Here is a 15,827-nt window from a genome sequence, read left to right as displayed (position 1 = left end):
CTCACACTGGCCGAGATCGCCGAGCGCCTGGGAGCCCACCTGGAGGGTGACGGCGGACGGCGGGTGTGTGGCCTGGCCACGCTCCGGGATGCCGAGCCGGACCAGGTGGCCTTCCTCGCCAACCGCGCCTACCTCAAGGACCTGCCGGGAACCCGGGCAGCGGCGGTACTGCTACCGCCCGGCCATGCAGAGAGCTGCCCGGTGGCGCGCCTGGAGATGGACAATCCCTACCTCGGCTACGCCGAGCTGTCACGGCTCTTCGATCCCCTGGCCGGCCGCACTCCGGCCGGGATCCATCCCACGGCGGTGATCGCCGACGACGTCCGCCTGGGCATGGAGGTCGCCATCGGGCCCCAGGCGGTGATCGAGTCGGGGGTCGAGCTGGGGGACGAGGTGGTCATCGGCCCGGGCTGTGTGGTGGGGGCCGATTCGCGCATCGGCCCCGGGTCGCGCCTGCATGCCAATGTCACCGTCTGCCATGGCGTAATGATCGGGTCCAGGGCCATCCTGCACAGCGGCTGCGTGATCGGCGGTGACGGCTTCGGTTTCGCCCATGACGGGGCGCGCTGGCACAAGATCGCCCAACTGGGTGGGGTGGTACTGGGTGACGATGTCGAAGTGGGCAGCTGCTCGAGCATTGATCGCGGGGCACTCGGCGATACTCTGATCGGCGACGATGTCAAGATCGACAGCCAGGTACAGATCGCCCACAACGTACAGATCGGCGATCACAGTGCCCTGGCCGGCTGCGTGGGAATTGCCGGCTCCACCCGGGTGGGCCGCCACTGCATGCTGGGAGGCGGCGTGGGCCTCTCCGGCCACCTGACTATCGCCGACGGGGTGCAGGTTACCGGCATGAGCCTGGTGACCAACTCGATCCTCGAGCCCGGCATCTACTCGTCGGGAACCGGCGCCATGGACAATGCTCAGTGGCGCCGCAACGCGGTGCGCTTCAAGCAGCTCGACGACATCGCCAGGCGCCTGGCGCGACTCGAGAAGGCCGGCCGCAGCGGTTGAGGCCGTGTCGCAGGGCGGTATAATCCACCGCCTGTTTCCGCTGGCCCCGGCTGCCGGCCATGCCCCTCCGCGGGAAGGGCATCTTGTCATTTCAGAGGTCGCTACGATGGTAATGGACATCAACGAGATTCGTGAGTATCTGCCCCACCGCTATCCCTTTCTGCTGGTGGATCGGGTGACGGAGATCACCCTGGGCGAAGCCATCGTTGCCTACAAGAATGTCAGCATCAATGAGCCCTTCTTCAACGGCCACTTTCCGCATCATCCGATCATGCCCGGGGTGCTGGTGATCGAGGCGCTGGCCCAGGCCTGCGGCATCCTCGGCTTCAAGACCGTCAACAAGCTGCCCGCCGACGGCTATGTCTACTACTTGGTGGCCAGCGACAACGTTCGCTTCAAGCGCCCGGTGATGCCCGGCGACCAACTTGTGCTGGAAGCTCGGGTCGAGCGCACCAAGCGCGGCATCTGGAAGTTCGCCTGCCGTGCCACGGTGGACGACGAGCTGGTCTGCGAGGCCGATATCACCTGCGCCGAGAGGAAGGTCGCTTGATACACCCCACCGCCCTCATCGATCCCGCGGCGCGCCTGGCTGACGATGTCGAGGTCGGGCCTTTCACGGTGATCGGGCCCGAAGTCGAGATCGGGCCCGGCAGCCGCATCGGCCCCCATGTCGTGCTCAAGGGGCCCACCGTACTGGGCGCGCGTACCCGCATCTTCCAGTTCGCCTCGGTGGGCGAGGATTGCCAGGACAAGAAGTACGCCGGGGAGCCGACGCGCCTGGTGATGGGCGACGACAACGTCATCCGCGAGGGGGCTACCCTGCACCGCGGCACCGCCCAGGATCGCGGCGAGACCACCATCGGCTCACGCAACCTCTTCATGGCCTACGTGCATGTCGGCCATGATTGCGTGATCGGCAACGACTGCATCCTGGCCAACCAGGTGACCCTCGCTGGCCATGTGCATCTGGGCGACTTCGTCATCCTCGGTGGGCTCTCGGCCATCCACCAGTTCTGCCACTTTGGCGACCATGCCATGGCCGGTGGTGGCTCGATCATCACCAAGGACACCCCCGCCTACGTGATGATCAACGGCAACCCGGCCCAGGTCCACGGCCTCAACCTGGTCGGGCTCAAGCGCCGCGGCTTCTCCCGGGAAGCCATCCGTGCGTTGAGCGAGGCCTATAAGCTGGTCTACCGCCAGGGGCTGACTACCGAGCAGGCCTTGGTCCAGATCCGGGAGCGTTTCGCGCTGCCCGAGACCGAGGCCTTCGCCGCCTCCATCGAGGTCTCGACCCGCGGCATCACCCGCTGAGCATGGTGGCGTCATGACGGTCCGTCGCGTCTACCTGGTCGCGGGCGAGCTCTCGGGCGATACCCTGGGTGCCGGCTTGATGCGTGCGCTGAAGGCACGCCATCCGCGGGTCGAGTTCCGCGGCATCGGCGGTCCGCGCATGATCGCCGAGGGCTTCGACAGTCGTCTCCCACTGGAGACCCTCTCGGTGATGGGCCTGGTCGAGGTGCTTCGGCACCTGCCCGGCCTGGTTCGGGTACGTCGCGAGCTGAAGCGTGACGCGCTGGCCTGGCAGCCCGACATCATGGTCGGCATCGATGCCCCGGACTTCAACCTGGGGCTGGAGCGCCAGCTGCGCGAGGCGGGGTTGACCACCGCCCACTACGTCAGCCCCTCCGTCTGGGCCTGGCGCCAGGGTCGGGTCAAGGGGATCGCCCGCTCCGTCGATGCCATGTTCACCTTCCTGCCCTTCGAGGCGGCGTTTTACCGCCATCACCGGGTACCCGTGGCGTTTGTCGGTCACCCTCTCGCCGATGAGCTGCCCCTCGACAACGATCGGGCGGCCGCACGAGCCGAGCTGGGCCTGCCTGCCGAGGAGCGGGTGCTGGCCGTGCTGCCCGGTTCCCGGGCCAGCGAGATCCGTTTCCTGGGTGAGACCTTCCTCGCCGCCGTCGAGCGGCTGTGCGCATTGCGTCCCGAGTTGCGGGTAGTGATCCCGGCGGCGACGCCGGCACTGCGCACCGAACTGGAGGTGCTGATGGGCGAGCATCCCGCCCTGGCCGAGCGCCTGATCCTGCTCGACGGCCAGGCCCGCGAGGCCATGGTGGCAAGCGATGCGGTGCTGCTCGCCTCGGGCACCGCGGCCCTGGAAGCGATGCTCTGTCACCGTGCGATGCTGGTCGCCTATAGGATGGCACCCATGACCCACTGGCTGGCGAAGCGACTGGTGAAGACTGAGTGGATCTCGCTGCCCAACCTGATCGCCCGCGAGGCCTTGGTGCCGGAGCTGATTCAGGACGCGGCCACCCCCGAGGCGATCGCCGAGCACATGGGGGAGATGCTCGACGATCCCGCGGAGCGGGCGGCCCTGGAGACCCGCTTCGCCGCCATGCATGCGGGGTTGCAGCGCGACGCTAGCCGGCGTGCCTGTGATGCTATCGAGGCGCTGGTGGCGGGGCAGCCGCTGCCGGCAAGCGTGGCCCCGGAGCTGGCCGAGGAAGTGGCACCATGACGGTCCAGGTGCGCACGAGAGGGAAAGAGGCCTGCGAGCTGCCCCCCCTGGTGATCAGTTATGCCGGTGACCGTCTGGCCGGGGTCGACGAAGTGGGTCGCGGGCCCCTGGTCGGCCCGGTGGTCGCCGCTGCGGTGATCCTTGACGCGGGGCGGCCCATCGCGGGCCTTGCCGACTCCAAGGTGCTCACGGCTCAGCGTCGCGAGGCCCTGGCGCTCGAGATCCGCGAACGGGCGCTGGCCTGTGCCGTGGCCGAGGCGTCGGCCGCCGAGGTGGACGCGCTCAACATCTACCATGCCACGCACCTCGCCATGCGCCGTGCCATCGATGCCCTGGTGCCCTCGGCCGAGTACCTGCTGGTGGACGGCAACCGGCTGCCCGGGCATCATGTTCCCGGCCAGGCGGTGATCAAGGGCGATGCCCGCCATCCGGCCATCGCCGCCGCCTCGATACTGGCCAAGGTCGCCCGTGACGCGGGCATGGTGGCCCTCGATGCCCGGCATCCCGACTACGGCTTCGCCCGCCACAAGGGCTATCCCACCCGCGAGCACCTGGCCGCCCTGGAGCGCCTGGGGCCGCTGCCGGAGCACCGTCGCTCCTTCGGCCCGGTAAAGCGCCAGCTGGCGCTGTTCTAGGCCTGCGAGTCGTCCCTGATAGCGAGGGGCGCCGGGGATAGGCCGAAGGGGAGGTCCGATTCCAGGGAAGGAATCGGTAGCGTACAAGGAGGTATTAACAGCGCCTCCTCGATGGTCCGACACTTCGGGGCCTGTCGCCGGATCAGCCCCGAGCGATATTGCCGGGATAGCCTCGAGTTTACTGCATCGGGAGTCACGGAGTGCTTCCGTACTGACTATTCACCATCAAGTCTTGAGCCCCTTATGACCACGCCCTTCGTTCATCTTCGCGTTCACAGCGAGTTCTCACTGGTCGACGGCCTGGTGCGTCTCAAGCCGCTGGTCCAGGCCGCCGTGGACCAGGGCCTCCCGGCTCTGACGCTGACCGACGAGGCCAACCTGTTCGGGCTGGTCAAGTTCTACAAGGGTGCCCAGGGGGCGGGACTCAAGCCGATCATCGGCAGCGACCTCTGGCTGGCCAACCCCCATGACGAGGGGCATCCCTATCGCCTCACATTGCTGGCCATGGACGAGACCGGCTACCGCAATCTCACCGAGCTGATCTCGCGGGGCTGGCTGCATGGCCAGCGCCAGGGCCAGGCGCTGCTGGACAAGGCTTGGGTGCTCGAGCAGAACGCGGGGCTGATCGCCCTGTCCGGTGGTCGGGAAGGGGAGGTTGGCCGCCATCTGTTAAGCGACCATCACGACGAAGCCCGTGCCCTGCTCGAGTCGTGGAACGCCGCCTTTCCGGGACGCTTCTATCTGGAGTTGACCCGTACCGGCCGTCCGCTGGAGGAAGAGTGCGTGCACCTCTCGGTGGACCTGGCCGTCGAGACCGGCACTCCGGTGGTGGCCACCAACGATGTGCGCTTCCTGGCACGCGACGATTTTTGGGCCCACGAGACCCGGGTGGCCATCGGAGAGGGCAAGGCGCTCGACGACAAGCGTCGTGAACGGCGCTATACCGAGGAGCAGTACCTCAAGAGCCCTACGGAGATGGCGGAGCTGTTCGCCGACATCCCCGAGGCGCTGGAAAACAGCGTGATGATCGCCGCGCGCTGCAACGTTGACGTACGCCTGGGCGAGATCTTCCTGCCGGAGTTCGAGATTCCCGAGGGCATGACCCAGGACGAGTACTTCCGCAAGATCTCTCACGACGGCCTTACCGAGCGCCTGAACGTCCTCTTTCCGGCCGACCGATATTCGCGCGACGCAGCGGAGTTTGCCGAGATCGATGCCCGCTACCGCAAGCGGCTCGACTTCGAGCTCGACATCATCATCCAGATGGGCTTCCCCGGCTACTTCCTGATCGTGATGGACTTCATCCAATGGGCCAAGGATAACGACGTCCCGGTGGGGCCGGGCCGCGGCTCAGGCGCCGGATCGCTGGTGGCTTACGCCCAGAAGATCACCGACCTCGATCCCATTGGCTACGACCTGCTGTTCGAGCGCTTCCTCAACCCCGAGCGGGTCTCGATGCCCGACTTCGACGTCGACTTCTGCATGGAGAAACGCGACCGGGTCATCGACTACGTCGCCGACCGCTACGGCCGCGACGCGGTATCCCAGATCGTGACCTTCGGCACCATGGCGGCCAAGGCGGTGGTGCGCGACGTGGCGCGTGCCCAGGGGAAGCCCTACTCGCTGGGTGACAAGCTGTCGAAGCTGATTCCCTTTGAGGTGGGCATGACGCTGGCCAAGGCCATCGAGGCCGAGCCGGCGCTCAGGGAGTTTCTTGAGGCCGACGAGGAGGCCGCCGAGATCTGGGAGATGGCGCTCAAGCTCGAGGGCATCACCCGTGGCACCGGCAAGCACGCCGGCGGTGTGGTGATCGCGCCGACCAAGCTCACCGATTTTTCGCCGCTGCTCTGCGACGAGGACGGCAGTGGCCTGATGGTGCAGTTCGACAAGAACGACATCGAGGAGGCGGGGCTGGTCAAGTTCGATTTCCTTGGCCTGCGTACCCTGACCATCATCGACTGGGCGCTGGAGATGGTCGACAAGGTGCGCGCCACGGAGGACCAGGGGCCACTGGACATCGACACCATTCCGCTGGATGACGTACCCACCTTCGAGATGCTCAAGAAGGCCGAGACCACGGCGGTCTTCCAGCTCGAGTCCCGCGGCATGAAGGAGTTGATCAAGCGCCTGCTGCCGGATTCGCTGGAGGACATGATCGCCCTGGTGGCGCTGTTTCGCCCGGGGCCCCTGCAGTCGGGCATGGTCGACGACTTCATCAACCGCAAGCATGGCCGGGCGGAGATCTCCTATCCGCATCCGGACTATCAGCACGAGCTGCTCGAGCCGGTACTCGGGCCCACCTACGGCATCATCCTCTATCAGGAGCAGGTGATGCAGATCGCCCAGGTGATGGCGGGCTACTCGCTGGGCCAGGCCGATATGCTGCGCCGCGCCATGGGCAAGAAGAAGCCCGAGGAGATGGCCAAGCAGCGCGCCGGCTTCATGGAGGGCTGTGCGGCCAACGGCATCGACAAGGACCTCGCCGGCAATATCTTCGACCTGGTGGAGAAGTTCGCCGGCTACGGCTTCAACAAGTCCCACTCGGCGGCCTATGCGCTGGTGTCGTATCAGACCGCCTGGTTGAAGGCCCACTATCCCGGCCCCTTCATGGCGGCGGTGATGTCTACCGAGATGGACAACCTCGACAAGGTGGTGCCGCTGATCGAGGAGTGCCGTCACCTCTCGCTCACGGTGACCCCGCCCGACGTCAATGTCGGCGGCTACAAGTTCACCGTCGACGACCAGGCACGGGTCGTCTATGGCCTGGGGGCGATCCGCGGGGTCGGCGAAGGCCCGATCGGCGCCATCGTCGAGGCCCGCGAGGCCAACGGCCCCTTCGAGGACCTTTTCGACTTCTGCCGCCGGGTCGATCCCAGGCGCATGAACAAGCGCACCCTGGAAGCGCTGATCCGCTCCGGTGCCCTGGATACTCTGGGGCCGACTCGCGCGGTACTCAGTGCTGCCCTGGACGATGCGATCCGCGCCGCCGCTCAGAACCAGACCAACCAGAATCTGGGGATGATGGACATGTTCGGCGAGGCCTTCGTCGACGAGTCATCCACCGATGCCTATGCCAGCTATCGCCAGGCCCGAGAGTGGAGCGACAAGGAGCGCCTCGCCGGCGAGAAGGACACCCTGGGGCTCTATCTCACCGGTCATCCCATCGACGAGTACGAGCAGGAGCTGGAGCGCTTCGTCTCCACCCGCATCAGCGACCTGAAGCCCTCCCGCGAGCCCCAGCGGGTGGCGGGCCTGGTGGTCGGCGTGCGGACCATGAAGTCCAAGCGTGGCGATACCATGGCCTTCATCACCCTGGACGATCGCACCGGGCGTATCGAGGCCTCCCTGTTCGGCGAGCTCTTCGACCAACTCCGTGGCCGTCTCGAGACCGACCAGGTGATGATCGTCGAGGGCGAGGTATCCCATGACGACTACTCCGGCGGCCTGCGCCTGCGCGGCAAGGAGGTCACGCCGATGGTCGAGGCGCGCAGCCGCTTCGGTCAGGCGGTGGAGCTCTCTCTCGATGCCGCGCGCCTGAACGGGCGGCTGGTAGACAGCCTGCGCGCGAGTCTCGCGCCCTTCTGCGACGGAGAGGGCCTGCCGGTGCGACTGCGCTACCGCAATGCCGAGGCGTCGGGTTGGCTGGAACTCGCCGAGGAGTGGCGCGTCACGCCCAGTGACGAGCTGCTCACCGGCCTGCGCGAAGTGCAGGGCCAGGATGGCGTGCGGCTGAAGTACCGTTGAGCATGGGCCAAGGCTTGCCCCTCGTTGTCCTGCTTGGCGCGAGTCGGGGCTTACCCGGCGACAGGCCCCGGGGGTGCCGGACCAGATCGGGGGCGCTGTGGGCGCTGACGCCCTGCTTCGCTCTCGCGTCCTGCTACGCTTGCAGGACCGGTGCTGGCCATCCATGGCCAGCCCGTTTGGAGCAATGCTCCTCACCCCTGGCGTAGGCCCCCTCCAAGCCTGTCCCCGGCGCCCCTGGCCTCCTGGCGTGCTCTGCCTTGCGTGGCACGTTGAGGGTGCGATAATGCCAGCCACTTCATTTTTCGCGCCGCGCCTGGCCTCGACGGGCAGGGCGGTGAAACACGACAAGGCATCCGGCCAATGAATCCCAACTATCTCGATTTCGAACAGCCCATCGCCGAGCTCCAGGCCAAGATCGAAGAGCTGCGGCTGGTCGGTAACGACAGCCAGGTCAACCTCAGCGATGAGATCGGCCGACTCGAGGAAAAGAGCCGCAAGCTTACCGAGGCGATCTTCAAGGATCTCAGCCCCTGGCAGGTCTCGCAGCTCTCGCGCCATCCCCAGCGCCCCTACACCCTGGACTACCTGGCGCATGTCTTCAGCGATTTTGATGAGCTCCACGGCGATCGCAAGTTCGCCGACGATGCCGCCATCGTCGGCGGCGTGGCGCGCCTGGATGACCGATCGGTGATGGTGATCGGCCATCAGAAGGGCCGCGACGTCCACGAGAAAGTACGCCGCAACTTCGGCATGCCGCGCCCCGAGGGTTACCGCAAGGCGTGCCGTCTGATGGAGATGGCCGAGCGCTTCCGCATGCCGGTGCTGACCTTTATCGACACGCCGGGGGCGTACCCTGGTATCGACGCCGAAGAGCGCGGTCAATCCGAGGCCATTGCCTACAATTTGGCCGTGATGTCGCGCCTGCGCACCCCCATCGTCGCCTCCGTGGTCGGCGAGGGCGGCTCCGGCGGGGCGCTGGCCATCGGCGTCTGCGACGAGCTGGCCATGCTGCAATACTCGACGTATTCGGTGATCTCCCCCGAGGGCTGCGCATCCATCCTGTGGAAGAGCGCCGAGAAGGCTTCCGACGCTGCTCAGGCCATGGGGATTACCGCTGAACGCCTCAAGGAGCTGGGACTGGTCGATACTCTGATCCCGGAGCCTCTGGGTGGCGCCCATCGCCATCCGGTGACCACCGCCGAGCGCGTCAAGTCATCGCTATTGGCAAGTCTCGACCGGCTTGAAGCGATGAATACGGATCAGATGCTTGAGCGGCGCTATGAGCGTCTGATGAGTTACGGGGCACCTCTCTAAGGGGATGTTCTGCACGCGGCCATGTCCCTTCAACGTATGATCGATCATGCCCTGGCAGAGACACCGCCGGGGCGCAGTGTCTGGGTGGCCCTCTCCGGGGGGCTGGATTCCTCACTGCTGCTGACCCTGGCGGCTGCGGCCGCTCATCGTTACCCCCGCCCCCTGCGGGCCCTGCATGTTCATCATGGCTTGCAACCCGCCGCTGACGACTTCGAGCGCCACTGCCGGCGGCTCTGTTCGCGTCTCGGCGTGCCGCTCCATGTCGAGCGGGTTGCCGTCGACCTGGCCGCCGGAAAAGGGCACGAAGGGGCAGCGCGGGAGGCGCGCTACTCTGTCTTCGCGCGGCGAGTGGCGCCGGGGGAAACCCTGTGGCTGGCCCAGCACCTGAATGACCAGGCCGAGACCTTCCTGCTGGCTGCTCTGCGCGGCAGCGGAGTGCGTGGCCTGGCCGGAATGGCCAAGGACCGCGCTTGGCGTGGCCGGCGGCTCGAGCGGCCGCTGTTGGCTATCGCGCGGTCGACTCTCGAGGCTGAGGCGGTGCAGCGTGGCCTGGCCTGGGTAGAGGATCCCTCCAACGATGAAGAGACACTCGACCGTAACTTCCTGCGTCACGCCGTACTGCCCCTGCTGGCGTCCCGTTGGCCTCATGCCGGCGACGCCCTTTCACGCAGCGCGGCACTGGCCGGTCAAGCCGACCTCCTGCTTGACGAGCTGGCCGGGCTGGACCTCGAGGGCCTGGGCGGCGATGCGACATGTTTACCGGTGTCGGGTCTTCTGGCTCTCTCCGGCCCTCGCCGCCGGCTGCTGATCCGTCATGGCTGCCACCACCAGGGGCTGCCGACGCCACCGTCGCGGCGGCTTGAGACGCTGCTGGATCAGCTCGATGCCAAGGCGGGTGCCGAGGTGCGGGTCGCCTGGCCCGGTGCCGAGGCCAGGGTCTGGCGAGGGCGACTCCACCTGCTTGCGCCCCCGGAACCGCTGCCCCCCGGCTGGCAGGCCGAGTGGGATGGCCATTCGCCGTTGGTGACCCCGCTCGGCGAAGTGCGAGCCTCGCTGGGCCGGGCCGATGGTGCCCCGGTCCGCCTGCAGGTGAGGCCGCGGCGGGGAGGCGAGCGACTGCGGCTGCCTGGCCGTGGCCGACGCGACCTCAAGCGCCTGCTCCAGGAACTCGGCGTGCCGCCCTGGGAGCGCGGGCGGTTGCTGGTGATCTGGGAGGGGGAAACACCGGTGGCGATACTCGACCCGTTAAATGAGGCGTGGTTGGTGCTTGCCGAGGGCTGGATCAGCCGCGGTGCAGCACCAGGGAGAAGTCCGCGGCCTGCTGGTAGGCCGCCTCCTGCTCCAGGTCGTTGAGCAGAAGGGCCGGGGTGTCGTCGCCGGTCAGGGTCAGCGTCAGCCTCTCGCCCTCGGCCTCGAGCCGTGGTACCGCGGGGGGCTGTTCGGGCCGGGAGTGGTTGAGGATCACGGCCAGGCGCAGCAGTCGCGCCAGCCGGGCGTGGGGCCGGCGTTCCGACTCGGGCAGGGCCTGCCACTCCTTGATCGGGAACTTGCGGCGGTGGGCGCGCACCAGGAAGGCCAGCAGTCGCTGTTCCGGGCGTGAGAAGCCGGCCAGGTCGGAGTACTCCAGCAGGTAGGCGCCGTGGCGATGGAACTGGCTGTGGGAGATAGCCAGGCCTATCTCGTGCAGGCGGCTGGCCCAGTCGAGGAAGCGAGCCTGGTCATCGTCGAGCTCCCAGGCCCCGCGGACCTGGTCGAGCAGAGCGCCAGCGGTCGCCGCCACGTTGTCGGCCTGTCGGCCGTCCACCTGGTAGTTACGGGCCAGGTTGTCGAGGGTCTTGAGGCGCGAGTCCTCGGGACTGTTGCGTCCCACCATGTCGTAGAGCACTCCCTCGCGCAGGGCGCCGTCGGCATAGCGCATCTGCTGCAGGTCGAAGGCCTCGAAGATCGCGCCGAGGATCGCCACCCCGGCCGGAAAGACGCGTGAGCGGTCGGCCTTGAGGCCTTCCATGGCCACCTTGTCGAGCTTGCGGCACTTGATCAGGCGCTTGCGCATGGCGGCCAGGCCCGTGCGGGTGATCACTCCCTCGGGGGCATCCCCGGCGGCCGCGATCACCGCGGCCGCCGCCTTGATGGTGCCGCTGGACCCCACCGGGTCGGCCCAGCCCAAACGCTGGTAGGGGCGCTGGATATTGGCCAGTTCCGAGAGGGCGGCGAGCTCCGCCTTGCGCATGCGCTTCTCGCTGACCTCGCCTCCCTCGAAGAAGCGGCGGGTGAAGGTCACGCAGCCCATGCGCAGGCTCTCCAGTGCCAGGGGCTCGAAGCGCTCGCCGATGATGAACTCCGTGGAACCGCCGCCGATGTCGACAATCAGTCGGCGGCCGTCCTCGGCCAGGGCGTGGGCCGCGCCCAGGTAGATCAGGCGAGCCTCCTCGCGGCCGGCGATGATCTCGATGCGGTGGCCGAGGAGCGCCTCGGCGCGCTCGATCAGCGCCTGGCTGTTGGTCGCGTCGCGCAGTGCGTTGGTGCCTACCACCCGCAGGTGGCCCGGGGTGATGTCCTCGAGGAAGGGGGCGAAGCGCGTCAAACAATCCAGCGCACGCTGCATGGCCGCCTCGCCGAGCCGGCCGTCCTCGTCGAGACCGTCGGCCAGCTGGACCTTCTCGCCGAGACGGGCCACCACTTGCAGGCGGTCGTCCTGATAGTTGGCGACCAGCAGGTGGAAGCTGTTGGAGCCGAGGTCGATGGCGGCGAGGCGTGTAGGGTCACCGGCCACGGAAGCCGGAAGTGGGGCGACAGTAGAGGGCGCCGGGTCCTGTGGCGAGGTCATGGCAGTTCCTTCGGATCGGTCAGGGGCAAGGGTGCGGGGCGCTCATGGTCGTGTCAATTGTCGCGGGCCTCAGGGCTTGCGTTCGCCTTCCGCCTTGACTAGTATCGAGTCGTTCGCCTGTTCCGAATGCTTCCCGACCGTCTGACGGCGATCCCGTCACGGTCAGTTTCCAAGTCGTCAGACAGCCCACTGCTTCAGCCCGCGATCCCGGCCGCCTGGCCCGGACCCGCAGGTCAGGCGAAAACGAACCTGCTTCCTCGCTTCCGATATCGGCCCGGCAACCCTTCAGTGCGGTCGCCCGCCCTTGGCCATACGATGCAGCATGACGAGAGGTAGCCTGTCCGGGCTCTGAACGCATCCACAGGGCGTCATCGTCTCGCCTCCTGTCTTTCCTCACGGCGCACTGCCGCCCGGCTTCCACGAGCGAATTCTGAACACACCGATGAATCTTACCGAACTCAAGCAAAAGCCAGTGCCGGAGCTTCTGGACATTGCCCGCGAGATGGGCATCGACAACCTGGCACGCTCCCGCAAGCAGGACATCATCTTCGCCATCCTCAAGAAGCATGCCAAGAGCGGCGAGCCGATCTTCGGCGATGGCGTGCTGGAGATCCTGCAGGATGGCTTCGGTTTCCTGCGCAGTGCCGACAGCTCCTACCTGGCCGGCCCTGACGACATCTATGTCTCGCCCTCCCAGATCCGACGCTTCAACCTGCGCAAGGGTGATTCCATTTCCGGCAAGATTCGCCCCCCGAAGGAAGGGGAGCGTTACTTCGCGCTGCTCAAGGTCAGCGAGATCAACTTCGATAAGCCGGAGAATGCGAAACACAAGATCCTCTTCGAGAACCTCACGCCGCTGTTCCCCGATGAGCGGTTGCGCACGGAGATCGGCAATGGCTCCACCGAGGATCTCACGGCACGGATCATCGACCTGGTGGCGCCCATCGGCAAGGGCCAGCGTGGCCTGCTGGTCTCTCCGCCCAAGGCAGGCAAGACCCTGATGCTGCAGAACATCGCCACCTCCATCACCCGCAACAATCCCGAGTGCCACTTGATCGTGTTGCTGATCGACGAGCGCCCGGAAGAAGTGACCGAGATGTCGCGCACCGTGCGTGGTGAGGTGGTGGCCTCCACCTTCGATGAGCCGCCCGCCCGCCACGTCCAGGTCGCCGAAATGGTCATCGAGAAGGCCAAGCGTCTGGTGGAGCACAAGAAGGACGTGGTGATCCTGCTCGACTCCATCACCCGTCTGGCGCGCGCCTACAACACTGTGGTACCGAGTTCCGGCAAGGTGCTCACCGGTGGCGTCGATGCCCATGCGCTGGAGAAGCCCAAGCGTTTCTTCGGCGCGGCGCGCAACATCGAGGAGGGCGGCAGCCTGACCATCATCGCCACGGCGCTGGTCGACACCGGCTCGAAGATGGACGAGGTGATCTTCGAGGAGTTCAAGGGGACCGGCAACATGGAGGCGCACCTTGATCGCAAGCTCGCCGAGAGGCGCGTCTATCCGGCGATCAATATCCGTCGCAGTGGGACCCGCCGCGAGGACCTGCTCGCCTCCGAGGAGGAGATGCAGCGCATGTGGATCCTGCGCAAGCTGCTCAACCCCATGGAAGATACCGCGGCCACCGAGTTCCTGATCGACCGCCTGAAGGATACCAAGACTAACCTCGAGTTCTTCGAGGCCATGAAGCGCCGCTGATCGGCATCGGGCAGTCTGCGAAGGGGCGGCATGCTATGCTGCCCCTTTCGTCGTACGGGAACCGGGAAATCCGAATGAAGTACAAGGACCTGCGCGAGTTCATCGCGATGCTCGAGGCCCAGGGCGAGCTCAAGCGCATTACCGCCGAGGTCGACCCCTATCTCGAGATCACCGAGATCTGCGACCGAACCCTGCGTGCCGGGGGACCTGCGCTGCTGTTCGAGAACGTCAAGGGCCACACCATGCCGCTGCTCGGCAACCTGTTCGGCACACCGAAGCGGGTGGCCATGGGCATGGGGCAGGACTCGGTCGCCGCGCTGCGTGAGGTGGGCGAGCTGCTGGCCTTCCTCAAGGAGCCGGAGCCGCCCAAGGGGTTCCGCGATGCCTGGAGCAAACTGCCGATCTTCAAGCAGGTGATGAGCATGGGGCCCAAGACGGTGCGCTCGGCGCCGGTGCAGGCGCTTGCCTATGAGGACGACGAGGTCGACCTCGACCGCCTGCCAATCCAGCACTGCTGGCCCGGCGACGCCGCGCCGCTGGTCACCTGGCCCCTGGTGATCACCCGGGGGCCCCACAAGACCCGCCAGAACCTGGGGATCTATCGCCAGCAGAAGCTCGGCAGGAACCGCCTGATCATGCGTTGGCTCTCCCATCGCGGCGGCGCCCTGGATTTCCAGGAGTTTCAGCAGGTCCACCCCGGCGAGCCCTTCCCGGTGGCGGTGGCGCTGGGGGCCGACCCGGCCACCATCCTGGGGGCGGTGACGCCGGTGCCCGACAGCCTGTCCGAGTACGCCTTCGCCGGGCTGCTGCGCGGGTCGCGCACCGAGCTGGTCAGCTGCGGCCATGCTGACCTCCAGGTGCCGGCATCGGCGGAGATCATCCTCGAGGGCTTCATCTACCCCGACGACATGGCGCCGGAGGGTCCCTACGGCGACCATACCGGCTACTACAATGAGGTCGAGCAGTTTCCGGTGTTCACGGTGACGCGCATGACCATGCGCGAGAATGCCATCTACCACTCCACCTACACCGGTCGCCCGCCCGACGAGCCAGCGATCCTGGGGCTCGCCCTCAACGAGGTGTTCGTGCCCATCCTGCGCCGCCAGTTTCCCGAGATCGTCGATTTCTACCTGCCGCCGGAGGGCTGCTCCTACCGCATGGCGGTGGTGACCATGAAGAAGCAGTACCCTGGCCACGCCAAGCGGGTGATGATGGGGGTGTGGAGCTTCCTGCGCCAGTTCATGTACACCAAGTTCGTGGTGGTGCTCGACGACGACGTCTGTGCCCGGGACTGGAAGGACGTGATCTGGGCCATCACCACCCGCATGGACCCCGCCCGGGATACCGTGATGGTGGAGAACACCCCCATCGACTACCTGGACTTCGCCTCCCCCGTGGCCGGGCTCGGCTCCAAGATGGGCCTGGACGCCACCAGCAAGTGGCCCGGCGAGACCGACCGCGAGTGGGGCACGCCCATCGTCATGGACGAGGCCGTCAAGGCCCGCGTCAGCGACCGCTGGAACGACCTGGGCATCACGCTTCCCCCTGACAACGACACGAGGCATTCATGACGCCAAGGACCCTGACCTGCCTGGTCACCGAGGTCGAGGACCTCACCCCGGATGTCTTCCGCGTCCAGTTGGAGGGCCGGCCCGAGGCCGTGGCCCATGATCCCGGCCAGTACCTGGAACTGAAGCTGGAGGAAGGCCTCTGGGTGCCGTTCTCCATCGCCAACGCCCATGCCGGCGATGGCGGGATCGAGCTTCACATCCAGCACTGGCCTGAGCGGGAGAACTCCGCCCGACTGCGGGAGCTGATGCAGGTGGCCGAGCGGCTGACCTTGCGGCTGCCCGGCGGCGACTGCATCCTCGACCCGGACAGTGCGCGTCCGCTGCTGCTGATCGCCGCGGGGACCGGCTTTGCCCAGATGAAGGCGATCGTCGAGGCGGCGCTGCACGCTGATCCCGAACGCGAGATAGACCTCTGGTGGGCGGCGCGCGAGCGTCGAGATCTCTATCTGGAGCGCCTGGCCCGGGAGTGGGCTGAGGGGCATGCCAATATCCG

At 66.8% G+C, this 15,827-nt stretch carries 12 protein-coding genes; 11 read left to right on the top strand and 1 reads right to left on the bottom strand.

Features of this window, described 5'->3' with window-relative positions:
* The 8 genes from lpxD to tilS form a co-directional block, all read left to right on the top strand.
* Positions 1-1,017 (top strand): UDP-3-O-(3-hydroxymyristoyl)glucosamine N-acyltransferase (gene lpxD, locus RI841_RS06870; RefSeq protein WP_310704845.1); only part of this gene is annotated, 1,017 nt, incomplete at its 5' end.
* Positions 1,018-1,123: 106 nt separating this feature from the next.
* Positions 1,124-1,567, top strand: coding sequence for a 3-hydroxyacyl-ACP dehydratase FabZ (fabZ, locus tag RI841_RS06865; protein ID WP_310704843.1), 444 nt, complete (start codon positions 1,124-1,126; stop codon positions 1,565-1,567).
* A complete protein-coding gene (lpxA, locus tag RI841_RS06860; protein ID WP_310704842.1) occupies positions 1,564-2,331 on the top strand; it encodes an acyl-ACP--UDP-N-acetylglucosamine O-acyltransferase in 768 nt (255 codons plus the stop codon). Before fabZ ends, lpxA begins: the two co-directional genes overlap by 4 nt.
* 13 nt (positions 2,332-2,344) lie before the next feature.
* Positions 2,345-3,541, top strand: coding sequence for a lipid-A-disaccharide synthase (gene lpxB / locus RI841_RS06855; RefSeq protein ID WP_310704841.1), 1,197 nt, complete (start codon positions 2,345-2,347; stop codon positions 3,539-3,541).
* Positions 3,538-4,176: a ribonuclease HII gene (gene rnhB, locus RI841_RS06850; protein WP_310704840.1), complete on the top strand. Its 639-nt coding sequence runs from the start codon at positions 3,538-3,540 to the stop codon at positions 4,174-4,176. The genes lpxB and rnhB overlap by 4 nt, the downstream gene beginning before the upstream one ends.
* Before the next feature lie 243 nt (positions 4,177-4,419).
* Positions 4,420-7,920, top strand: a complete 3,501-nt coding sequence (gene dnaE / locus RI841_RS06845) for a DNA polymerase III subunit alpha (protein ID WP_310704839.1) — start codon at positions 4,420-4,422, stop codon at positions 7,918-7,920.
* Between the two features lie 360 nt (positions 7,921-8,280).
* Positions 8,281-9,234 carry an acetyl-CoA carboxylase carboxyltransferase subunit alpha gene (locus RI841_RS06840; protein ID WP_310704837.1) on the top strand — a complete coding sequence of 318 codons (954 nt, stop codon included), beginning with the start codon at positions 8,281-8,283 and terminating at the stop codon, positions 9,232-9,234.
* Between the two features lie 21 nt (positions 9,235-9,255).
* Positions 9,256-10,587, top strand: coding sequence for a tRNA lysidine(34) synthetase TilS (gene tilS / locus RI841_RS06835; RefSeq protein ID WP_310704836.1), 1,332 nt, complete (start codon positions 9,256-9,258; stop codon positions 10,585-10,587).
* Here the strand turns inward: tilS and ppx are convergent.
* Entirely contained in the window at positions 10,517-12,061 is a 1,545-nt protein-coding gene (ppx, locus tag RI841_RS06830) for an exopolyphosphatase (RefSeq protein WP_310704835.1), read from the bottom strand. The two genes, tilS and ppx, sit on opposite strands and share 71 nt — an antisense overlap.
* Before the next feature lie 442 nt (positions 12,062-12,503).
* Here ppx and rho point away from each other — a divergent pair, with 442 nt between their 5' ends.
* The 3 genes from rho to RI841_RS06815 all read left to right on the top strand — a co-directional run.
* Positions 12,504-13,763: a transcription termination factor Rho gene (rho, locus tag RI841_RS06825; protein ID WP_310704833.1), complete on the top strand. Its 1,260-nt coding sequence runs from the start codon at positions 12,504-12,506 to the stop codon at positions 13,761-13,763.
* A gap of 74 nt (positions 13,764-13,837) precedes the next feature.
* Positions 13,838-15,334 carry a 4-hydroxy-3-polyprenylbenzoate decarboxylase gene (gene ubiD / locus RI841_RS06820; RefSeq protein WP_310704831.1) on the top strand — a complete coding sequence of 499 codons (1,497 nt, stop codon included), beginning with the start codon at positions 13,838-13,840 and terminating at the stop codon, positions 15,332-15,334.
* Positions 15,331-15,827: FAD-binding oxidoreductase (locus RI841_RS06815; protein WP_310704830.1), on the top strand; the 497-nt coding region annotated here is incomplete at its 3' end. The genes ubiD and RI841_RS06815, both read left to right, overlap by 4 nt.

The organism is Halomonas sp. (assembly GCF_031581305.1).
GTDB lineage: Bacteria > Pseudomonadota > Gammaproteobacteria > Pseudomonadales > Halomonadaceae > Halomonas.
Note: the sequence above shows the minus strand (reverse complement) of the source record. Positions and strands in the feature narration are given on the sequence as shown.